This window comes from Rugamonas violacea, assembly GCF_016461825.1.
Classification (GTDB): Bacteria; Pseudomonadota; Gammaproteobacteria; order Burkholderiales; family Burkholderiaceae_D; genus Rugamonas.
The window spans coordinates 15,785-36,701 of the sequence record NZ_JAEMNU010000152.1; the positions used below are offsets into that span (position 1 = coordinate 15,785).

The 20,917-nt window shown below is 69.1% G+C and carries 23 protein-coding genes; 1 reads left to right on the forward strand and 22 read right to left on the reverse strand.

Translation table 11 applies throughout. The annotated features are described in order from the left end of the window. Nucleotides 1-74 precede the first annotated feature (74 nt). Nucleotides 75-797, reverse strand: a complete 723-nt coding sequence (locus H7U20_RS28265; protein WP_199762472.1) for a class I SAM-dependent methyltransferase — start codon at nt 795-797, stop codon at nt 75-77. Nucleotides 798-1,010: 213 nt separating this feature from the next. On the opposite strand from H7U20_RS28265, the gene H7U20_RS28270 reads away from it, so the two are divergent. Next, nucleotides 1,011-1,967: a polysaccharide deacetylase family protein gene (locus H7U20_RS28270; RefSeq protein ID WP_370593278.1), complete on the forward strand. Its 957-nt coding sequence runs from the start codon at nt 1,011-1,013 to the stop codon at nt 1,965-1,967. Between the two features lie 31 nt (nt 1,968-1,998). Here the strand turns inward: H7U20_RS28270 and H7U20_RS28275 are convergent, their stop codons facing one another. The 21 genes from H7U20_RS28275 to H7U20_RS28375 all read right to left on the reverse strand — a co-directional run bounded on the left by H7U20_RS28275 (nt 1,999) and on the right by H7U20_RS28375 (nt 20,613). Then, on the reverse strand, nt 1,999-2,586 hold the full coding sequence (locus tag H7U20_RS28275) for a hypothetical protein (RefSeq protein ID WP_199762473.1): 588 nt from the start codon (nt 2,584-2,586) through the stop codon (nt 1,999-2,001). 205 nt (nt 2,587-2,791) lie between these two features. Further along, nucleotides 2,792-3,418, reverse strand: coding sequence for a 4'-phosphopantetheinyl transferase family protein (locus H7U20_RS28280; RefSeq protein ID WP_199762474.1), 627 nt, complete (start codon nt 3,416-3,418; stop codon nt 2,792-2,794). Nucleotides 3,419-3,423: 5 nt separating this feature from the next. Continuing rightward, entirely contained in the window at nt 3,424-3,876 is a 453-nt protein-coding gene (locus H7U20_RS28285) for an excinuclease ATPase subunit (protein WP_199762475.1), read from the reverse strand. Nucleotides 3,877-3,929: 53 nt separating this feature from the next. After that, nucleotides 3,930-5,165, reverse strand: a complete 1,236-nt coding sequence (locus H7U20_RS28290) for a beta-ketoacyl-ACP synthase (RefSeq protein WP_199762476.1) — start codon at nt 5,163-5,165, stop codon at nt 3,930-3,932. Further along, nucleotides 5,162-5,899 carry a 3-ketoacyl-ACP reductase FabG2 gene (locus H7U20_RS28295; RefSeq protein ID WP_199762477.1) on the reverse strand — a complete coding sequence of 246 codons (738 nt, stop codon included), beginning with the start codon at nt 5,897-5,899 and terminating at the stop codon, nt 5,162-5,164. The genes H7U20_RS28290 and H7U20_RS28295 overlap by 4 nt, the downstream gene beginning before the upstream one ends. Beyond that, nucleotides 5,896-6,381, reverse strand: coding sequence for an ApeP family dehydratase (locus H7U20_RS28300; protein WP_199762499.1), 486 nt, complete (start codon nt 6,379-6,381; stop codon nt 5,896-5,898). The genes H7U20_RS28295 and H7U20_RS28300 overlap by 4 nt, the downstream gene beginning before the upstream one ends. A 23-nt stretch (nt 6,382-6,404) precedes the next feature. Then, nucleotides 6,405-7,598: a beta-ketoacyl-ACP synthase gene (locus H7U20_RS28305; RefSeq protein ID WP_199762478.1), complete on the reverse strand. Its 1,194-nt coding sequence runs from the start codon at nt 7,596-7,598 to the stop codon at nt 6,405-6,407. A gap of 5 nt (nt 7,599-7,603) precedes the next feature. Continuing rightward, complete coding sequence (locus H7U20_RS28310) at nt 7,604-8,122, reverse strand: DUF3261 domain-containing protein (RefSeq protein ID WP_199762500.1); 519 nt, start codon at nt 8,120-8,122, stop codon at nt 7,604-7,606. 74 nt (nt 8,123-8,196) lie between these two features. Further along, nucleotides 8,197-9,432: an NAD(P)/FAD-dependent oxidoreductase gene (locus tag H7U20_RS28315; RefSeq protein WP_370593280.1), complete on the reverse strand. Its 1,236-nt coding sequence runs from the start codon at nt 9,430-9,432 to the stop codon at nt 8,197-8,199. A gap of 16 nt (nt 9,433-9,448) precedes the next feature. Then, nucleotides 9,449-11,803 carry an MMPL family transporter gene (locus H7U20_RS28320; protein ID WP_199762480.1) on the reverse strand — a complete coding sequence of 785 codons (2,355 nt, stop codon included), beginning with the start codon at nt 11,801-11,803 and terminating at the stop codon, nt 9,449-9,451. Then, nucleotides 11,800-12,378: an outer membrane lipoprotein carrier protein LolA gene (locus tag H7U20_RS28325; protein ID WP_199762501.1), complete on the reverse strand. Its 579-nt coding sequence runs from the start codon at nt 12,376-12,378 to the stop codon at nt 11,800-11,802. The genes H7U20_RS28320 and H7U20_RS28325 overlap by 4 nt, the downstream gene beginning before the upstream one ends. A gap of 53 nt (nt 12,379-12,431) precedes the next feature. Then, a complete protein-coding gene (locus H7U20_RS28330; RefSeq protein WP_199762481.1) occupies nt 12,432-12,866 on the reverse strand; it encodes an acyl-CoA thioesterase in 435 nt (144 codons plus the stop codon). Further along, the gene (locus tag H7U20_RS28335; RefSeq protein ID WP_199762482.1) at nt 12,859-14,415 is read right to left on the reverse strand and encodes an HAL/PAL/TAL family ammonia-lyase; all 1,557 of its coding nucleotides are present in this window, start codon (nt 14,413-14,415) and stop codon (nt 12,859-12,861) included. Before H7U20_RS28335 ends, H7U20_RS28330 begins: the two co-directional genes overlap by 8 nt. Next, the gene (locus H7U20_RS28340; RefSeq protein WP_199762483.1) at nt 14,402-15,343 is read right to left on the reverse strand and encodes an LpxL/LpxP family acyltransferase; all 942 of its coding nucleotides are present in this window, start codon (nt 15,341-15,343) and stop codon (nt 14,402-14,404) included. The genes H7U20_RS28335 and H7U20_RS28340 overlap by 14 nt, the downstream gene beginning before the upstream one ends. Beyond that, nucleotides 15,340-16,101 (reverse strand): glycosyltransferase family 2 protein, encoded by a 762-nt coding sequence (locus H7U20_RS28345; protein WP_199762484.1) that lies wholly within the window; start codon nt 16,099-16,101, stop codon nt 15,340-15,342. Before H7U20_RS28345 ends, H7U20_RS28340 begins: the two co-directional genes overlap by 4 nt. Then, entirely contained in the window at nt 16,094-18,013 is a 1,920-nt protein-coding gene (locus H7U20_RS28350; RefSeq protein WP_233411155.1) for an AMP-binding protein, read from the reverse strand. Before H7U20_RS28350 ends, H7U20_RS28345 begins: the two co-directional genes overlap by 8 nt. Beyond that, nucleotides 18,006-18,551 (reverse strand): COG4648 family protein, encoded by a 546-nt coding sequence (locus H7U20_RS28355; protein ID WP_199762485.1) that lies wholly within the window; start codon nt 18,549-18,551, stop codon nt 18,006-18,008. Before H7U20_RS28355 ends, H7U20_RS28350 begins: the two co-directional genes overlap by 8 nt. A 5-nt stretch (nt 18,552-18,556) precedes the next feature. Next, nucleotides 18,557-18,826 carry an acyl carrier protein gene (locus H7U20_RS28360; protein WP_233411156.1) on the reverse strand — a complete coding sequence of 90 codons (270 nt, stop codon included), beginning with the start codon at nt 18,824-18,826 and terminating at the stop codon, nt 18,557-18,559. 12 nt (nt 18,827-18,838) lie between these two features. Beyond that, complete coding sequence (locus tag H7U20_RS28365; protein WP_199762486.1) at nt 18,839-19,093, reverse strand: phosphopantetheine-binding protein; 255 nt, start codon at nt 19,091-19,093, stop codon at nt 18,839-18,841. Further along, nucleotides 19,086-19,871: a lysophospholipid acyltransferase family protein gene (locus tag H7U20_RS28370; protein ID WP_199762487.1), complete on the reverse strand. Its 786-nt coding sequence runs from the start codon at nt 19,869-19,871 to the stop codon at nt 19,086-19,088. The genes H7U20_RS28365 and H7U20_RS28370 overlap by 8 nt, the downstream gene beginning before the upstream one ends. Further along, nucleotides 19,864-20,613 (reverse strand): beta-ketoacyl synthase chain length factor, encoded by a 750-nt coding sequence (locus tag H7U20_RS28375; protein ID WP_199762488.1) that lies wholly within the window; start codon nt 20,611-20,613, stop codon nt 19,864-19,866. The genes H7U20_RS28370 and H7U20_RS28375 overlap by 8 nt, the downstream gene beginning before the upstream one ends. Between the last annotated feature and the right edge of the window lie 304 nt (nt 20,614-20,917).

A 20,917-nucleotide genomic window follows, 5' to 3' on the forward strand; every position in this document is an offset into this window, starting at 1 on the left:
TCGGCGGCGGGCGGGTCAGATTGTCAATCTTGACAAAATACCCGACTCTGCTGCGTCGCACAAGCCCGGCGCCGTCACGGCTTGCGCGCCACCAGGTTGATCAGCGTCTCCTCGCGCTGCGCCGGCGGGCGGATGCGCAGCAGCGCTTCGAACACGCCCAGGTCTGCGCGGCTCCACCACAGGAAGGGATAGGAGACGGCGCTGTCGGGCACCGTGAAGCCGGCGGCGCGCACCATGGCCAGGTATTCCGGCGCGGTCTTCTGCACCTCCATCGGATGGCGGAACAGCAGGCGGATGATCCAGGAGTGGATGTAGCGCCGCGTCGACTCGGCGAACAGCAGCACGCCGCCCGGCTTGAGCACGCGGTAGAACTCGGCGATGGCGCGCTGCTGGTCGATCAGGTGGTGGAAGGTCTGGTGGCAGAACAGCAGGTCGACCGAGGCGTCCGGCAAGGCGATGTTGGAGCTGGAGCAGCAGATATACTCGGCGGCGGTGCCCAGGCCGGCCATCTCGGCGGCCGAGGCCCGCAGCATCTCCGGGTCGATGTCCATGGCGATCAGGCGCTCGGGCGCGAAACGCTGCCGCAGCTTGTGCAGCGAGCGGCCGTAGCCACAGCCGACGTCGGCCACCACGGCGGGGCGGCCGGCGTCGGCCGGCATCAGGCGCTGCAGGTCGGCCATGGCGCGTTCGAGCACGTGGACGGTCCAGGTGTCGGTGCGCAGGAACCACTTGCCGAACGCGGTCTCCGGCACATGGAGTTCGGCCGGCGGCGGCATGGAGTCGAAATGGGTGTTCATAGATTCTTTGTGTGGGTGGCTAAAATTCGCCGTCGACGAGACGCGCCGGGGGAGGGGAAAGCGCGGCAGGTGGCTATTATAGTTCCTGGCCGGCAAGTAGTATGAATTACACAAAAATAAGGCTGGGCAAGGGTTTGCGCCGTGTGCGTGGCGAGCGCGGCGGCGCTAAAAACGCTACAATGCGGCTCGTAAATCGTTAGTCCGCCTGCCACCGTGTCGACCCGTCCCCTACTTTCCGCAGCGCCCATCGGCGGCCTGCGCGCCGGCCTGCTGGCCGTGCTCTTGCACGCCGCGCCGGCCGCCTGGTCGCAGCCGAGCGCCGCGCCGGCGGCCGCGCCGGCGGCCGAACAAAGCGGCGCGGCGGGCGGCGCGGCGCCACAGTTGGCGCCGGGCGCGGCGCCGATCCGTTTCCTGCTGACCTTCGACGACGGCCCCAGCGCCGCCGGCAGCGACAACCCGACCGAGCGCGTGCTGGCCACGCTGGCGCGCAACGGCCACCAGGACGGCATCAAGGCGGTGTTCTTCACGCAGACGCGGGCCTGGCACGGCGGCGGCACCGACATCGGCCGCCAGCTGATCCGCCGCGAGCACGCCGACGGCCATCTGGTCGCCTTCCACAGCGCCACGCCGCTGCACGCCAACCATCGCTTCATGAGTCCGGCCAAGCTGGAGGAAACGCTGCAACGCGGCGTCGACGACTTGAGCGGCCTGACCGGCCGCGCGCCGAGTTTGGTGCGGCCGCCGTTCTGGGCCTACGACGCCGACACGCTGGCCGCCTACCACCGACACGGCATGCAGATGCTGCTGACCGATCTGAACGCCAACGACGGCAAGATCTACGGCATCAACTTCAGCTGGCACAAGCGCGCCAACATGCTGGCGCGGCTGGGCGAGACGCGGCGGCGCTGGGCCGCCGGCGCCATGGCCGCCGTGGACGGCAACACGCCGGTGGTGGTCACCTTCCACGACGTCAACGGCTACACGGCGCGCCACCTCGAGGAGTATTTGGGGATTTTGCTCGACGTGGCGCGCGAACTGGAGATGCCGCTCGCCGCCCGGCCCTTCTACGACCAGCGCGACGAGCTGGAACGGGCGGCGCTGGCCAGCACCGTGCGCAGCGGCGACCTGCGCCCGCCCCTGCCCGGCTTGTGGAACTGGCTGTGGCAATAGCGCCAAGGCGGCCGGCGCCGCCCCACTGCGATTACTTGAGTTTGACGGCCTTGTCGTCGGCGCCGGTCGGACCGCCGACGCTGTTTTCGTAGTTGGCGATGATGTAGCCGCTGGCCAGGTTGGCGATGCGGGTCAACATCAGGTTGTCGTGCACGCCGAACAGGAAGCCGGCGGCCATCGCGTCGGCGCGCTGGAAGAACTCCGGCGCGGCGACCACGTTGCCGCGCTGGTCGCGGATAGTCACGCGCATCAACACGCCCGAGCTACCGGCCAAAGGTCCGAGCAGCACGCGCTTGGCGCCATGCTTGAATTGCATCTCTTCGACCACCGGCTCGATCACCAGCGTGCGGCCGTTGGCCGGCTTGCTGTTCCAGGTTGCCAGCGAGGCGGCCAGATCCAGCTTGATGTTGTCGTCGATCTTGGCCAGGCCGGACTGGTCGCCCCGGTAGCCATCCTTGAACACGGTCGGCTTCAACTCGATGCGGCCAAACGACGCGAACGCCTCCGCCGGCGGCGGGTTCTGGGTGGCCGAGGCCTTGATCTTGGTGGCGCAGCCCTGCAACAGGACCAGACCCAGCAAACCGGATACGAGCAGGATACGTTTCAACGCTTGATTCATCTTGATTCTTCCCTTTTAATTTTTAGTGTGCGCAGACAAGCGCCCGGCCAGGAGTCCGGTGGACCGTGCCGGCGACCGCAAAACACGGGCATTTTATTAATGTTGCCCTACGGATATTAATACTATGCCATATTTGATGCTTTTACGCATTATTTTCGGGCAATATCAGTGAATTAAAAGGGTCTCTCAGGGAACCCCGGGCGCGCTACAGCGCGACGAGCTCGATGGACGGCAGGTCGTCCAGCGGCCGCGCGCTGCACAGCACCACCGACAACTGGGCATGCGGCAGGACGATGCAGCTGGGCGCCGGGTCGCCGGGCGACTGGCCCAGCTTGATGCGCGCCTCCTGCTCGCTCCACAGGCGGTAGAACAGCGCCATCCGCTGCTCCGGCGCGGCGGCGCGCCAACGCGCGCGGGTGGCGTCGTCGAAGGTGTGCTCGGCCAGCGCCTCAAGGTCGCGCGCCGGGTCGGGCACCTCGATGTCGAGGCCCAGCGCGGTGTTGGCGCTGACGGCGCAGGCGACCCACTGGCCGCTGTGCGAAATGCTGAAGCCCGGCGCCGCGCCGTCCTTCGGCGCGGCCGGCTTGAGCAGGCGCGGTGCGCGGCCGGCCAGTTGCTCGAACAGCAGCGACTCGGGGCTGCAGCCGAGCACCTCGGCCAGCGCCATCCTGAGCAGCGTGCGGCCGATCAGGAACTGGCGCTGGCGGTGCGGCCGGACGAAGCCGCGATGCCGCGCCGCCTCGCCCGCGCTGAGCCAGGCCAGGCCCTTGACCAGGGCGGCGTCGCCGATGTTGGCGCTGTCGGCCAGGTAAACCCGCGCTTGGGCGCTCATCTGGATTACTTGGCCAATTTGACGAAATCGCCCTTCAGCGCCACCCCGGACATGATGGCGCCTTCGTGGCACTCGAACTCGGTCTGGCTCGACACCACCTTCTCCTTGAAATTGCTGACGATGTTGATCACCGCGTCGGCACCGACCTCGTTGGCACGCTTCTGCAGCGCCAGCATGGCCGACAGGAAGACCCAGTTGCAGGACTTTTCGGCCGTCTTGCCGAAGGCGTTGGTGCGCAGACTGGTCTTGTCGCTGGTGATCTTCCTGGCCACGGACGGCGTCGGCTGGTCGCCGAAATAGAATTTGACCGAGTCGCCGAGGCGCGACTGCGCGTCGTTGGCGGCCATGGCGGCGGCGATCGGCAGCATCAACGCCGTGTCGGCGGCCCGCGCCGGCAGGGCGACGGCCAGCGTCGACAGCGAGGCGGCCAGCATGGCGGTGGAAATCAGTTTATTCATTTTCGGTCCTTATGGTTTAGGGAACATTATGCACTGCGCCACACTTTTTGCGCTCACGCCTCGCGCCAACGCTTGAAAATCAAGGAGGTGTTGATGCCGCCGAAGGCGAAATTGTTCGACATGACGTACTCGCACTGCAGTTCACGGCCGCTGCCGGTGATGTAGTCGAGCGGCGCGCACTGCGGGTCGACCTGTTCTAGGTTGATGGTCGGGGCGAACCAGCCCTCGCGCATCATCTCGATGCTGATCCAGGCCTCCAACGCGCCGCAGGCGCCCAGCGTGTGGCCCATGTAGCTCTTCAGGGAACTGATCGGCGTGGCGCCGCCGAACACCGCCAGCGTCGCCTGCGACTCGGCGATGTCGCCTTGCTGGGTGCCGGTGCCGTGGGCGTTGATGTAGCCGATGTCGGCCGGCCGCAAGCCGGCGTCGGCCAGCGCCAGGCGCATGGCCCGCTGCATCGTCAGCGGATTGGGCTGGGTGACGTGGCAACCGTCGCTGTTGGTGCCGAAGCCGACCAGCTCGGCGTGGATGGTGGCGCCGCGCGCCTGGGCGTGGCCGCACTCCTCCAGGATCAGGCAGCCGGCGCCCTCGCCGATCACCAGGCCGTCGCGGCCGCCGTCGAAGGGACGCGGCGTGGTGTGGCCGGCGTCGTTGCGGGTGCTGGTGGCGAACAGGGTGTCGAACACCGCCGCCTCGGTGGCGCACAGCTCCTCGGCGCCGCCGGCCACCATCGCCGTCTGCTTGCCGCTGCCGATGGCCTCGTAGGCGTAGCCGATGCCCTGGCTGCCCGAGGTGCAGGCGCTGGAGGTGGTGATGACGCGCCCGGTCAGGCCGAAGAACACGCCGATGTTGACCGGCGCCGTGTGCGCCATCATCTTGATGTAGGTGGTGGCGTTGATGCCCTTGGTGCTGCGCTCCTCCATCATGCGGCCGAAGTCGCCGATGGCGCTCGGCGTGCCGGCCGAGGAGCCGAAGGAGACGCCCATCTCGCCGCTCTTGAGCAGCGCATGTTCGAGCAGGCCGGCGTCCCCCAGCGCCAGCTCGCTGGCGCGGGTGGCCATCAGCGCGACGCGGCCCATGCTGCGCACCGCCTTGCGGTTGTAGCGTTCGGTCAGCTCGAACGGCGCGGCCGGCGCGCCCAACTGGGTGTTCAGGCCCTCGTAGTCGGCCCATGCGGCCATGCGCACCACGGCGTTGCGGCGCTCGCCCAGGCGGGCGCGGATGGTCGGCCAGTCGTTGCCGATCGGGCTGATGCCGGCCATGCCGGTGACGACGACGCGGCGGCTCATGCCATGCCGCCGTTGACGGAGATGACCTGGCGGGTGATGTAGCCGGCCTCCTCGCCGATCAGGAAGCTGACGGCGGCGGCGACCTCCTCGGGCTGGCCGACGCGGCGCGCCGGGATCAGCTTCAAGGCTTCGTCGAGCGGCACCTCGCCGATCATGTCGGTCTCGATCAGGCCCGGGGCGACGCAGTTGACGGTGATGGCGCGCTTGGCCAGCTCCAGCGCCAGCGCCTTGGTGGCGCCGATGATGCCGGCCTTGGCGGCGCTGTAGTTGACCTGGCCACGGTTGCCGATCAGGCCGGAGACCGAGGCCAGGGTGACGATGCGGCCCGGCTTGCGGCGCTGCACCAGCGGCATCACCAGCGGATTGAGCACGTTGTAGAAGCCGTCCAGATTGGTCTGCAGGACGATGTCCCAATCCTCGCCGGACATGGCCGGGAAGGCGTTGTCGCGCGCCACGCCGGCGTTGCACACCACGCCGTAGTAGCAGCCGTGGGCGGCGATGTCGGCCTCCAGCGCGGCCGCCGTGGCGGCGCGGTCGGCGATGTCGAACTGCAGCACGCGGCAGGCGCGGCCCAGCGCCGCGATCTGTTGGGCCACCGCCTCGGCCTCGGCGCGTTGGCTGCGGCAGTGCAGCACCACGTCATAGCCGTCGCGCGCCAGGCGCAGGGCGATGGCCTTGCCGATGCCGCGCGACGATCCCGTCACCAACACGCTCATGGATTTATTCTGATTCATACCGCACTTCCGTCCTTGAGAAATTCATTTACATTTTTGGGCTGGAACACCGTCACGGTGGCCGTCGCCAAGGTTATTGCGCCGGCCGGCGGCGCCGAGCCGGCGGCGTCGATCCTGCATTCGAAGGCGGCCAGGCCGTTCTCGCCCTGCAGCGCGCGGTGCACATGCACCCGCAGCACGCTGCCCGGCGCGAAGCTGGCGCAGGCCGCCTCGTACTTGCGGCTGCCCAGCAGGAAGCCGACCTTGACCGGCTCGCCGCGCCGCAGCGCGTGCCAGCCGGCGTGGGCGGCGATGGCTTGCGCCATGTATTCGATGCCGACCCAGGCGCCGACGCCGTCGGCGCCGCACAGCATGCTGCCGGCGTGGATGCCCACCTCGGCGCACAGGTTGTCGTCGTCGGCGCTGAGCACGCGGTCGAGCAGCACCATCTGGCCGGAGTGCGGCAGCAGGCTTGCCGGCGGCGGGAACACTGCGCCGTCCATGGTTGCCTTTTCCATCTGGTCCGTCATGCCGTGCGCCCCAGCAGCAGCACCGCGTTGGAACCGCCGAAGGCGAAGGAATTGCTCAGCGCCCAGCGCAGCGGCCGGCCCAGCGCGGCGCCGCGCGGCACCAGCTTGAGCGCCGGCAGCGCGCTGTCGGCGGCGCCGTCCCACAGGTGCGGCGGCAGCTTGCCGTCCGGGTTATCGTCCTGCATGGCCAGCCAGCACAGCGCGGCCTCGATGGCCGCCGCCGCCCCCAGCGTGTGGCCGGTGAAGGGCTTGGTCGAACTGACCGGCACCGTGGCGCCGAACAACTCGGCGATCACGCGCGACTCCATGGCGTCGTTCTGCGGCGTGGCCGTGCCGTGCATGTTGATGTAGTCGATCTGCCGCGGCGCCACGCCGGCGCGCGCCAGGGCCTGCGTCATCGCCAGGCGGGCGCCAACGCCGCTCGGGTCGGGCGCCGAGATGTGGTGGCCGTCGGACGACTCGCCCCAACCACACAGCGCCACGGCGGCCGGTTCGCGGCTCATCAGGAACAGCGCCGCGCCCTCGCCGATGTTGATGCCGTTGCGCCGAACGCTCATCGGATTGCACTGCGCCGCGCTGACCGATTCGAGCGCGCCGAAGCCGGCCACGGTGAAGGCGCACAGCGCGTCGACGCCGCCGGTCAGCACGGCGTCGCACAGGCCCATCTTGATCAGGCGCGCCGCGCTGGCCATCGCCTTGGCGCTCGACGAGCAGGCGCTCGAATGCACATACGCCGGCCCGGCCACGCCCAGCTCGGCCGCCAACATCGCGGCGGGCGAGCCCATCTCCTGCTGGCCGTAGTGGAAGTCGGCCGGCAGGCCGCCCTGTTCGACCTGGTGGCGGATCGCCCGCTCCGTCTCGGCGATGCCGGAGGTGCTGGTGCCGACCACCACGCCGACCCGGTCGGCGCCGTAGCGGGCGATGGCTTCGTCCAGCGCCGGGCGGATCTGCGCCAGCGCGGCCAGCGCCAGCGCGTTGTTGCGGCTGCGCTGGGACGGCGGCAGATGCTCGACCGACGGCAGCGCGCCCAGCACACGGCCCAGCGGCAGCGCGCGCGCGGCCGACCAGGCGTCGCTCATGGCGATGCCGCTGGCGCCGTCGAACAGGCGCGCCTTGACCTGCGCGTGGCTGTCGCCGAGCGCGCAGACCAGGCCGCAAGCGTTCAAATAATAGGTACTCGGGTCCACCATCAGCCTCAATCGGTAGTCGGCGCGAACTGGATCGTCAGCCGGTAATGATAACGCAGGTTCTCCAGCGTCACGGTGCCGCTCCAGCGCGGTTGGCCGCTATAGTCGATCAACATGATCGGCTGCCCGTCCAGATACAGGGTGCGGCGCGCGCCCTGCTCGGCGATGCGCCAGCCGGCCGGCAGCGCGGCGGCGATGGCCTCGGCCGGCCACAGGGTCAGCTGCATGTCCTCCAGCACGTCCTCGGCGCGCACCTGCGCGGGCAGCATCAGGTGGCGCCAGGAGCTCAGCTCCTTGCCGTCGTAACGCAGCGTCAGCACGCGCTGGCCGAAGGCCAGGCCGACCATGTCGAGCGCCTCCGGTTCGACCTGCAGGGCGACGTCGAGCTCGTCGATGCGGCCGTTGCGCTCGACCTTCAAGTGCTGCTCGACGCTGATGGCGGCGCCCAGCGCGGCCGGCGCCAGCTTCAAGCCCAAGCGGGCCTGCGGCGGCGGTGCGCTGGCGCAGCCGGCCAACGCCAGCGCCATGGCCAGCGCGGCCGCCGGCAGCGCGGCCCGCGCCGCGCGGGAAGCCGCCGCGTTCAGCGCTTTCCGCGACCGGCTCAAGTCGGTGTGCACAAGGCCTCCAGCGCGGCCAGGCGGCGCGGCGTCTCCTTGACGAAGGGATTGCTTTGGTCCCAGGCGTAGCCGGCCAAAATCGACGAGATCATGCGCTTGACCTCGGGCTGCTGCTTGTCGTGGAAGATGATGCGTTGGAAGCCACCGGCATACCAGGATTCGACGAAGGCGCGGAAGGTGTCGACGCCCTTGCGCAACGGCGCGCCGAAGTCGGCCTGCCAATCCACCGTCTCGCCGGCGAACTGGCGCTGCAGCGCGGCCGCCGCCAGGCTGGCCGATTTGAAGGCGATGGTCACGCCGGACGAGAACACCGGGTCGAGGAACTCGCCGGCGTTACCCAGCAAGGCGTAGCCCGGCCCCCACAATTTTTCCACGTTGGCCGAATAGCCGACGATCTGGCGCGCCGGCGTGTCCCACTTGGCCTCGGCCAGCAACGCCAGCAGCGACGGCTCCTCGCCGACGATGGCCCGCAGGCGCTCGGTCGGCGTGCCCTGGTACTGGTCGAGGAAGCTGGTTTCGGCCACCACACCGAGCGAGCAGCGGCCGCCGGCGAAGGGGATGGTCCAGAACCAAACGTCGCAGTGCTTGGGGTGGACGGTGACGCGGATCTTGTTGCGGTCGAAGCCGGCGCCACGGATGCCGTCCTCGATGTGGGTGAAGATGGCGCCGCGCACCGGGAAGTTGGACGGCGTTTCCAGCTTGAGCAAACGCGGCAGAACACGGCCGAAACCGCTGGCGTCGAGGATGAAGCCGGCGTCGACCTGGTAGTTGGCGCCGTCCGGGGCCTTGACGGTGACGCGCGAGCCGCCCTGCGGCCGCGCCAGTTCGACGTCGAGCACCTCGTGGCGGTAGCGCACCTCGGCGCCGAAGCGCTCGGCCTCCTTGGCCAGCACGTGGTCGAAGTCGGCGCGCTGCACCTGGTAGGTGGTGCCCCAACCGGCCGAGTGCTTGTCGCGGAAATCGAAGTCGGTGTAGCAGCCGTCGCGCATGAAGGCGGCGCCGTTCTTGAACTGGAAGCCGGCCTCCACCACCGCCTTCAGCATGCCGGCCTGCTCCAGGTAGGCCATGCTTTGCGGTAGCAGGCTCTCGCCGATCGAGAAGCGCGGGAACTGCTCGCGCTCGATCACCAGCACCTGGCGGCCCTGCTGGCGCAGCAGGGCGGCGGCGACGGCGCCGGCCGGGCCGGCGCCGATGATGAGGATCTCAACCTGTTGTGGCACAGGCGTGTGCAAGCTTTCAGTCATGACGGCTTTCGGAGGAAGAGGAGGCAAAACAGGGAACCAACAGCCAGACCAGAGCGGTCCCCAGCAGCATGGTCAGGCCGAAGGCCTGCAGCGCCGGGGTTTTGCTCAGGCCGAGCAGGCCGAAGGACAGGATCGTGTTGGCGGCCGACATGCCCACCGCCAGCCAGGGCGTGTGGTTGCGCCGGTCCGGATGTTCTTGCATGAAGATGCCGTAGTCGACGCCGACGCCGAGCAGCAGCATCAGCGCCAGCACGTGGAACAGCTGCAGATTTTGCGCGGCGAAACCGAGCAGCGCCAGCGTGGCGACACTGGCCAGCGCGGTCGGCGCCAGCACGCGCCAGGTGCGCCGGCGGTAGCGCGGCAGCAGCAAGACGAACACCACGGCGTAGGCGCCCAGCACCACCCAGCCCATGTACTGGCGGTAGCGGCCCAGCACGGAGGAGATCTCGGCCACCTTGTCGACCCACTGCACGCCGTCGATGCCGTCGCCGGCGCGGCTGACCTGCGCCACGCTCTTGCCGTTCAAGCCGCGCAAGGCGACGATGCTGGCGTAGCCGCCGCCGGTCCGGCCCAGCCACAGATGGCGCCACGGCTCGCTGGCCGGGGTGCGCAGGAAATCGTCCAGGGTCAGCGGCGTGCCGGCGGCGCGCAAGCCGGCGCGGGTGGCGCCGATCCAGTCGGCGTCGGCGCCGGTCTGCGCGGCCAGGCCGCTCAGCGGGCCGCCGTCCTGCAGCAGCTTGGCCTCGACCAGCGCCAGGCGGGCGGCCTGGGTTTGCGCCGACGGCACCCAGTTCGACATGGCCTGGTAGCCTGAGATGCCGCGCCCGGCGATCTGCGGATCGAGGCGCAGCTTGAGCGCCTCCTCGCGTTGCAGCACCTGTTCGGCGCTGGCGCCGCGCACCAGGAAGTACTGCACCGGCGTCGGCGCGTCGAGCAGCTTGCTCAGTTTGATCTGGTCGGCGATCAGGTGCTTGGGCGGATTTTGCAGCAGGCGGATGTCGTCGTTGGCGCCCAGGCGGCTGATGCCGATGCCGGCGGCCAGCGCGAACAACGCCGCGGCGGCCAGCGTGGCGCGGTTCATGCGCAGCAGCGGCCAGCGCGCCAGCGCGGCGCCGTAGCGGCGCACCAGCAGGCCGCTTTTCAGCGCGCCCGCGCCGATCAGCACGGGGAACCAGAACACCACCGTCAACCAGGCGAACACCAGGCCGAGGGCGGAGAACACGGCCATCTGGCGCAGGCCGGGGAACGGCGTCAGCGCCAGGCCCATGTAGCCGATGACGGCGGCCAGCAAGGTCAGGCTGAGGCCGGGCAGCAGGCGCTTGAGCAGGGCCGGCGAGTCGAGCTTGTCGTCGGCGCTGAGGCGGTTGCTGAGGAAGTAGATGCCGTAATCCTGCGCCACGCCGATCAGGCTGGCGCCGAACACCAGCGTCATCAAGTGGATGCGTTCGAACAGCAGCCAGCACAGCGACAGCGAGCCGAGGCAACCGATGAAGATCGACAGCAGGATCAGCGCGATCGGCTTGAACGAGTGGAAGGCGAACCACATCAACAGGATGATGCCGGCCAGCGAGCCGAGGCCGATGGTCGACATTTCGCCGCTGGCCTGGGCGCTGGCGTTGGCCGCGTGCAGGATCACGCCGGCCTGGATCAGCTCCACCGCCGGCAGCGCCTGGCGCGCGGCGGCGCCGGCCTTGGCCAGCAGCGGCAGCACGCTCTCCTGCGCCGTCATCGACAGCGCCGGCACTTTCAAGGTCAGCGGCAGCAGCACGTACTGCGCCTTGTCGTCGGCGACGTACAGGTGGCCTTCGCGCGGGCGCACCGGCGTCTCCAGCGCGCGCTCCTGCACCCAGCCGGAGAACAGGCCGAAGGGATCGTCCTGCCAGGCGCCCAGCTTGGGGCCGCCGAAGGGGCTATACAATTTGCTCAGCGCCGACTGCAGCCAGAAGGCGGCCGGCTGCGAGCGCAACTGGCCCTCCTGCTGCGCCGTCAGCAGCGTCAGGCGGTGCTGCTGGAACAGCGTCAGCCAGTCGGCCTGGGTCTGCTCGTTGATCGCGGTCGCCGCGAACAGGTCGGGACGCGCCGCCAGCACGGCGCTGTAGGCGTCGGCGGCGCGCCTGGCGTCGTTCCAGTCGGCCGCGCCGACCAGCACCACCAGGCGCTGCTGGGCCGCGTCCACCATGTGGGTGAACGATTGCTGCAGCACCGGGTCGCGCTCCTGCGTCGGCAGCAGCGCCATGATGTCGGTGTCGGGCACGATGCGCTTGACCAGCCACAGATAGGCGTTATGCCCCAGCAGCAGGCTGACGACGAGCGCCCACAACAACGCCAGCGCGTGGACGCGCTTCAAAACAGGGCCGCCTCTTCCGCCGTCATCGCGCCCTCGCCCGACTGGATCGCCGAGAAGACGATAGTGGTGCGGTCGCCGCTGGCTTCGCTCATGACAATGCTCTTCACAAAGGCGCCGCCCTCCAGCTTGATGCTGCCGATGGCCTTGGCCAGCGCCGGCTCGCGCGCCTTCAGCGCCACGCTCCAGCTGCTCGCCTCGGCCGTGCCGTCGACTTCGAACAGCGTTTCGAGCTGGCCCAGGTCGCCAGCCAGCAGCGAGAACAGCACGCTGTTAATCATCCGCACGGTCGGCTCGGTCTTGGCGTCGAGCCGCATGGCGACACGGTCGCCCTGGTAGTTGACGATCTCGTCGCGGGTCAGCCGCAGCGTGCTGGGGAAAGGCTGCAGGGTGCGCCACAGCACGCCCTTGCCGTTGACGACACAGAAGCGGCCGTTGGCGGCCAGCGGCTTTTTCATGCCGGCCAACTGCTTGCTCTGGTCGAAGCGGCCGCACATCAGCTTGGGCTTGGCCAGCATGGCCTGGATCTTCGCCACCGGCGACGGCGCGGCCGTCGCCACGCTGGCCACGGCGGCCATGCCGGCGCAAGCCGCCAACAGAATGCTCAGTACACTTCGTTTCACAGTCGGCTTCATACGGCTTCGATTCCCAATTTTTCAAATAGCACGGGCGGCGACACGAAGCACATCTCCTTGCTGGCGATGTGGACGGCGACCTGGGTGGTGCTGGCGCGGTTGAGGCGTTTGCCGGTTTCGGCGTCGGTGATCAGATACTCGATCTTCAAACGGTTTTCCCATTCGACGATGTCGGCGCGCAGCTTGAGCTTTTGGCCGAAGGTGGCCGAGTTCACATAGCGCAGGTGCATGTCGATGACCGGCCAGGCGTAGCCGGACTGCTTCATCGCCGGATAGTTGTAGCCGATCTTGTCGAGCAGCGCGCAGCGCACCACTTCGAGATACTTGACATAGCGGCCGTGCCAGACGATCTCCATCGGGTCGAGGTCGAAGAACTGCACCTGCATCTCCACCTCGGCGAACCAGCGGCTGTCCTTGGGCGGCTTAGACATACAGCTCCCAGGCCTTGGCGCGGATGCGCTCGATCAGCAGGCGCAGGTCCGGTTCGAGGCGGCGGTCCTCCTGCACCGGGGCGACGTCGGCGCCCAGCTCGGCCAGCATGCGCGTCAGGGCGGCCTGCGGCGGCAGCTCCGGATTGGCCTGCTGGCGCAGCCAGACGCCCTGGCGCACCGTAATCAGCAGCGCGGCGACGACCTGCTCGGTCAACTGCAGCACGCGCAGGCAGTCGCGCGCGGCGATGGTGCCCATGCTGACCTTGTCCTGGTTGTGGCATTCGGTCGAGCGCGAAAACACCGAGGCCGGCATGGTCAGCTTGAGCGCCTCGGCGGTCCAGGCCGAAACGCTGATCTGCAGCGCCTTCAGGCCGTGGTTGATGGCGGCGCGCGGGCCGGTGGCGCCCGACAGGTTGGACGGCAGGCCGTGGTTGTAGCGGCTGTCGACCATCAGCGCCATCTGGCGGTCCAGCAGGTCGGCCAGGTTGGCCACGGCGTTCTTCATGCCGTCCATGGCGAAGGCGATGTGGCCGCCGTAGAAGTGGCCGCCGTGCAGCACGCGCTCGCCGTCCGGGTCGATCAGCGGATTGTCGTTGGCACTATTGAGTTCGTTCTCGATCGAGCTGCGGAAGAAGGGCAAGGCGTCGGCCAGCACGCCGATCACGTGCGGCGCGCAGCGGATCGAATAGCGGTCCTGCAGGCGCTTGCCGTTGCGCTCCCACTGCTCGGTCGGCAGGTCGCTGCGCAGCCAGGCGGCGACGTTTTGCATGCCAGCGTGCGGCTTGGCGGCGAACAGCACCTCGTCGAAGTGGTGGGCGTTGCCGTCCAGCGTGTACGAGGCCATTGCCGTGATGCGGGTGCACAGGCGGCTCAGGTACTCGGCGCGGTCGTAGGCCAGGCAGGCCAGCGCGGTCATCACGGCGGTGCCGTTCATGATCGCCAGGCCCTCCTTCGGCCGCAGGCGCAGCGGCGTGATGCCGGCCGCGCGCAGCGCCTCGGCGGCCGGCACCTGGACGCCGTCGCGCCACACCTCGCGCTCGCCGCACAGCACCGCCGCCAGGTAGGACAGCGGGGTCAGGTCGCCGCTGGCGCCGACCGAGCCCTCGGACGGGATCAACGGCAGCAGGCCGGCGTCGAGCAGGCGGGTGATCTGCAGCAGCAGCTCGACGCTGACGCCGGAGTAGCCCTTGCTCAGCGAGGCCAGGCGGGCGGCCAGGATGGCCCGCGTTTGCGCCGGGTCGAAGTACTCGCCCAGGCCGCAGCCGTGGTAGGTGTACAGGTGGTGCGGCAGCTCGGCGACCAGCTCGGCCGGCACGTTGACGGTGCAGGAGTCGCCGTAGCCGGTGGTGACGCCGTAGATGTTGCCGTCCTCGCGCAGCAGGCGGTCGAGGAAGTCGGCGCCGCGCGCGATCATGGCGCGGAACACGGGATCGTCCGACAGCGTGGCGCCGGCCTCGCCGTGGGCGATGGCGACGATGTCCTCGATGCTCAGGCGCTCGCGGTCGAAGCGCACGGCGCGGCGGGTGGTTTTCAGGTCAGCGGGGTGCATCGGGGGTATCCAATTCGGGTAGGTGCCAAAAATCGTAGAAATTAAACCACTGCAGCGGCGCGCGCAGGCAGTGGTGTTCGAGCCGTTTGGCGTAACTTGCCGCCAGCCCGGCCAACATGCTATCGCGCTGCTTGCGCGGCAGGCGCACGGCATCGGCGAAGGGCTCGATGTGCACCTCGGAGAAGGCGCCCAGGCGCAGCGAGAACAGCAGGTAGATCGGGCATTGCAGCACGCTGGCCAGCACGTAGGGGCCGACCGGGAAGGCGGCCGGCGCGCCCATGAAGTCGGCCAGCGCGACGCGCGGATGGGGCGAGACGGGCACGCGGTCGCCGGCGATGACGACGAACTCGCCGCGCGCCACGCGCTCGGACAGCAGCATCGCCGTGGCCGGCGTCATCTCGGTCACCTGCAGCAGATTGAGCTGGCTTTCCGGGTTGAGCCGGGCGAGCATCTGGTTGAAGGCGCGGGCGTGGCGGGTGTGCACCAGCACGGTCAGTTTGATGTCGTGGCGCTGGCGCGACAGCACGCGGCACAGCTCCAGGTTGCCCAGGTGGGAACAGATCAGCAGGCCGCCCCTGCCCTGTGCCAGCGCCTGGTCGATCAACTCGGTGCCGAAGAAGCGCACGGTGTCGAGTTTGAACAGGCCGCCCCACAGCAGCATCTTGTCGAGGATGCCCTCGCCGAAGCTGGCGAAGTGGCGCAGCACGCCGGGCAGCGGCCGGCCGGCTTGCCGGCGCACCCGCGCCAGGAACTCGGCCGAGGCGCGCCGCGCCCGTGGTTGGCTCAGCAAGTACCAGCCCAGCACCGGGTACAGCACGACGCGGAAGGGCCAGCGGCCGAACACGCGGCAGATCCAGAACAGCAGCCGCATGCCGGCGACAAAACCGACCTCGTTGAGCGAAGCCCAGTGCTGGCCGCGCGCCGTCATTGAACACGCTCGGCGGACGGGCGGCGCCACTTGCGCGCCAACAGCAAGGGGATGCGCGGCAGCATGCCGAAGAACAGCTTGGTGTGCATCCAGGAGATCAGCAGGTTGTCGCGCCACAGGCGGAAGTGCGACACGCCGTCGCTCGGGTAGGAGACCCGGGTCGGCAGGTTGACCACCTCCAGGCCGCGCCAGAACAGCCGCACCAGGATGTCGGTGTCGAAGTTCATGCGCGCGCCTATGCTGCGGCGCGCCGCCAGCGCGTTGACCGGCGCCAGCGGATATACGCGGAAGCCGCACATCGAGTCCTTGATGTCGAACGACAGCGTGTTGATCCAGACCCAGACGTGGGTGGCGTAGCGGCCGTACAGGCGCGCCTTCGGCACCGACTCGTCGTAGATCGGATGGCCGGCGATGATCGCCGCCGGGTGGGCGGCGGCGGCGGCCAGGAAGCGCGGCACGTCGGCGGTGTCGTGCTGGCCGTCGGCGTCGATCTGCAGCGCGTGGCTGTGGCCCAGCGCGGCGGCTTGGCGGAAGCCGCTCAACACGGCCACGCCCTTGCCCTGGTTGCGCGCCAGCCGGAGCAGCGTGACGCGGCCGGGGTGGGCCAGCGCCAGCGCGTCGAGCGCCAGCGCGCAGGGCGCCGAACTGCCGTCGTCGACCAGGATGCAGGGCACGTCGTGGCGCAGCAGGCCGTCGAGCACGGCGCCGATGGCGTGTTCGTGGTTATAGACGGGGACGACGATACAGGGCTTAAACACCGGCCTCCCCCGCTGCGAACAGAATGCGGCCGCTGGCGTGCTGGCCCTCGTCCGACAGGTAACGGAACTGCAGGGTATTCTTCTGGCTGTCGTGCAGCAGCTCCAGTTGCACTTCGCGGTCGGGCCGGATCACGTGCTGGAACTTGAGCGCGTTGACGCACTTGAAATGCGCCGGCAGCGCGAAGTACCGGCGGCCGTAGTGGATCGCCCATTCCAGCTGCACCACGCCCGGCAAAATCGGCGCGTCGTCGAAGTGGCCGGCGAAGTACAACAGGTTCGACGGCGCGCTCACGGCCAGCAGCACGCGCGGCGGCGTCGACGCAAGGTCGATTTCGAGTTCGCGCAGATGCGGCAGGCGCGGGGCGACGGCGGGTGCGGCGGGCGCGGCGGCGCCGGCCGTCTCGTCGAGCAGCGCCAGCAGGGCCGCCAGCGTGGTCTTGCCCTGCGCGTTGATCGGCATGCTGTCCAGGTAGCGCCAGCGGCGCGGCAGCGCCACCGCCTCGACCACCTCGGCCAGCGCGGCGCGCAGCCGGGCGTTGAGGGCAGGCTTGCCGGCCGAGGCCAGCAAGGCCTGCCCGGCGGCCGTCGGCACGCCGAAGGCGGCCAGCTTCTGCCGCTCGCCCGCCACCGGGTCGCACAGCACGACGCGCGCCTCGCGCACCATGCCGCTGGCGATCAAGGCCGCTTCCATGGCGTCGAGCGAAACGCGCTTCTCTTCGATTTTGACAATGCGGTCGCTGCGTCCCAGCAGCAGCAGGCGCGCTTCTCCGGCCGGGCCAAGCTGCTCGACCCGGGCGACGCGGTCGGCCAGCGTCAGCCACCCATCGTCGGCCAAATGGGCCGAGCAGACCTCCAGCAGATTGTCGCCGGCGGCCAAACGCCAGGCCACGCTGGGGAAGGCCAGCCAGGACTCGTCGCTGCCGGCGCGGCGCTGACGCCAGGCGATGCCGCCGGTCTCCGAGCTGCCGTAAACTTCGATCGGCACCTGGCCGAGCAGCTTGCCGCTGGCCTGCGCCGTCTCCAGCGGCAGCGGGCCGCCGGACGAGAACACGGCGCGCAAGGTGCGCGCGGCGCAGCCCCAGTCGAGCTGCGCGGGCAGCCGCTTCAAATGGGCTGGGCTGGCCACCAGCACGCAGGGACCGGCCGCCAGCGCCAGCGCCAGTTGCTCGGGATAGGCCAGGCTCAGCGCGTGGATGGGGCGGCCCACGCTGAGCGGCCACAGCACCTTGAACAGCAGGCCGTAGATGTGCTGGTGCGACACCGTCGCCAGCACGGCGGCGCCGTCGGCGGCGGCGCCGAACAGCGCCTCCAGCGTGGCCACTTCGCTGGCCAGTTGCGACAGCTTCTTGGGGATCGCCTGGGCGGCGCCGGTGCTGCCGGAGGTGAACACCACCAGCGCCGGAAAGTCGGCCGCCAGCGCGGGCCACGGCGCGGCGTCGGAATGGTCGAATACGCCGCGCCGGTCGGCAGCGGAGTCGGCGCCGGCGCCGGCGCTATTCTGGGCGTTGGCGTTGGCGTTGGCGTTGGCGTTGGCGTTGGCGTTGGCGTTGGCGCTGGCATTGTCGGCGGCGTTCTCCGGCGGCGCCAGCGGCGCCAGCGCGGCCGGGAACTCGCCGAGGAAGCCGTCGACCTGGCGGCGCAAGGCGGCGCAGCTGGCCTCCAAGGTGTCGGCGCTGAGCCAGACGGTCTTGCCGGCCTGCCAGGCGCCCAACAGCGCGGCGCCGAATTCGAGGCTATCGTCCAGATACAGGGCGAAGTTGCGCCCGGCGCGGCCTTGCAACAGCGCGCGCCAGGCGCCCGCCCGCGCCATGAAGTGGGCGTTGTGCAGCGGCCGGCCGGCATGCCAGCCGACCAGGGCGTCGGCGCCGCGCGCGGCCTGCAACGCCGCCAGTCGGTACAAATTCTCAGACATGGTGCAACCGTTTGAAGCGCAGGCGCAGCAGATACTCGACGCCGAACAGCGCGCCCATCAAACCATAGGAAACCACGCCGGTGTAGAGCGACCACACGGCCTGCGACGCCCACAGCGCGGTGGCGCCGGCGATGGCGCCGTTGACGATGAAGAAGCCGCACCAGACCTGGGTGACGCGGCGCATATAGGCCGTCGCCAGCGGCGGGAAGTCGGCGCCGCCCAGGCGCGCCATGCGCTCGACCGCCGACACCGGCGTCGTCAGACTGTAGCCGAAGCCGGCCAGCAGCGCGCCGTTGACCAGCACCGGATACAGCTTGAGCGGCAGCAGCAGGTTGCTCCACGCCGCGTAGGCGGCCAGCAGCAGCGCGCCGCCCACCGACCAGCGCGCCACGCCGCTCAGGCGCAGCGCCGGCAGCCGCGTGGCGGCCGCCAGCAGCAGCAGGCCGGCCAGCCAGCGCGGCTCGACCTGGCCCTCGCCGAGCCAGATGACGAGCGGGTACAACAGCGTGATCAACACCGTCAGGATGGTCAACAACATGCCGTTTATACCGCCGGCTCCGTCACGCCGACCAGCGCGTCGACCACGTCGTTGATGGTGCGGATGGTCTTGAACACCTCGGGTTGCAGGCGCTTGCCGGTCATCTGTTTGAGTTTGACGGCCAGGTCGACGGCGTCGATGCTGTCGATGTCGAGGTCGGCGTACAGGTTCGATTGCGGCGTCAGCGCGGCCTTGTCCAGCTCGAACATCTCGGCCAGCAGGTCGACCACCCAGATGTAGAGCGCGTCGCGGCTCATCTCGTTCAGTTCTATCATGTCGCGGTTTCCTTATTTTGTTCTGTGGCTGGCGATCATCGCCGCCAACGCCTGCACCGAGGCGAAATGGCGGCGCGTGTCCGCCGAGTCGGCCGACAGCGTGATGCCGTATTTTTTCTGCAGCGCGACGCCCAGTTCCAGCGCGTCGATCGAGTCGAGGCCTAGTCCCTCGACGAACAGCGCCGCCTCGGTGTCGATGTCGGCCGCAGTGATGTCCTCCAGCTGCAGCACCTCGATGATCATTTCCTTCACTTCTAGCTCAAGCATGGCCTTGGTACTTCCCGGTAAAATAAACTTGTAAAAAATCGGTCAGGCGGCGCGCCGCCAGCACCTCGCTGGCCTCGTCGCCGGTGAAGCCGGCCACCGCCACGTCGTCCTGCACCTCGATGACGAAGCGCACCCGGCGCGGCGGCACGCGCCACCACTTCTCGCCCTTGCCCAAGGTCGGCGGCTCGCAGCGGATCAGCACCGGCGTCATGTCGCGCGCGCCGCGCACGGCGATGTTGGCGGCGCCGCGCTTGAGCGTGATCCGGCCGTCGCCGCCGGTGCGCGTGCCCTCGGGGAAGACGATCAGATTGTTGCCGCGCCGCAGGGAGGCGATGCAGTCGTCGACCAGTTCGGCGCCGCCGGCGTTGTTGATGTAGCCGGCCGCGCGCACCGGGCCGCCGGTGAACGGGTTGTTCCACAACGCGCCCTTGACGATGCAGTCGGCGTTCTTCACGAAGGCCATCAGGAACACCGTGTCGATCAGCGTCGGATGGTTGGCCAGGATCAGCAGGCCGCCGCGCGCCAGCTTGTCCATGCCGCTCAGTTCATAGCGCAACACCCCCAGCAGGCGCATCAGGTCGACATAGGCGCGGAAGGCGCGGCGGATCAGCTCGCGCGCGCAGACCACGCGCCGCTGCGGCTGACGCACCAGCAAATGCAGCAGGGGGAACACCAGCAAGCGCAACACCAGGCCGCCGACGCCGAAGACCAGGAAGCACAGGCCGGTGGCCAGCACCCGCCAATACAAGCCGGCCAGCGCCAGCGCGCGTTCAAACATCGCGGCTCCACCGCCAGCGGCGCCGCTCGGCGTGGCGCTCCAGCCGGCCCGCGCCGCTCAACTGGAAGCGCAGCACGTCCAGCCCGCCGGGCATGGCCGCATTCTCGCTGGCGGCATCCGGCGTGGCGGCGCTCCAGCTGAGTGAAATGGCGTCGTCCGCCGCCGGCACCATCAGCCAGGCCCAGGCGTGCGGCTGCTCGCGGCAATCCTCGAACTCGCTGAACAAGGGCGGCAGCGCGCTGTCGCAGGCCACCAGCAGCACCATGGGCGCGCCGTCGGCCAACAGGCCGCAGGCATCGATCACCGCGTGCTCGACGGTGGCGGCGCCGGCCGCAAGGGCGATGTGATTGGCGCGCTCGGCGCGGGCGATCGTAAACAGGCCGGCGCTGGCGTTGTGCACCGCCATGCCGAAGCCGGTCGGCGACAAGGCCTCGCCGCGCGCCAGGTCGCTGAGCAACTCGACGGCGCGGGCCACCTCGCCGTGGCGCGAACAAAACACCATCGGCACGTCGCCGCGCCCGTCCAGACATTGATAGGCCACTTCCAGCGCCATCTTGCCGAAGCTGCCGGCACGCCGCCGCAGCATGGCCGGCATCTGCGTCAGGGCCGGTTGCTGCGGCTCGCCGCCGGCGACGATCGCGTACGGCGCACGCGCCCATTGCGCCCAATCGGCCGCCTTGACCAGCCCGGGGGCCCAGGCGGCATGCGCCGCGATTGAAAATTGTACGCCATTGCTGCGCATGTAACTACCCTCGAACTCTCAAGAAAATATCGTTCGAACTTGCATCCGGATGGCGCGGAAATTCCGCCTGACGAGCTTTTCAAATTATAAACTATGGGAATTAAATTGACGCCGAAATATATACGCAAAGCAACAATCCGCACGCAACGTTCGATCAATCCCCACCAATAATCACGCTAACTGTTGCTAAATACGACAATAATCAACGGCGCCGCCATGACGGCGGGATTTGGCGGAGGCGGCATTTTACCCTAGCGGCACGGCCGCGCGGCAAAACTGATGGGAGGGGGGGGGCGGGGGGGGG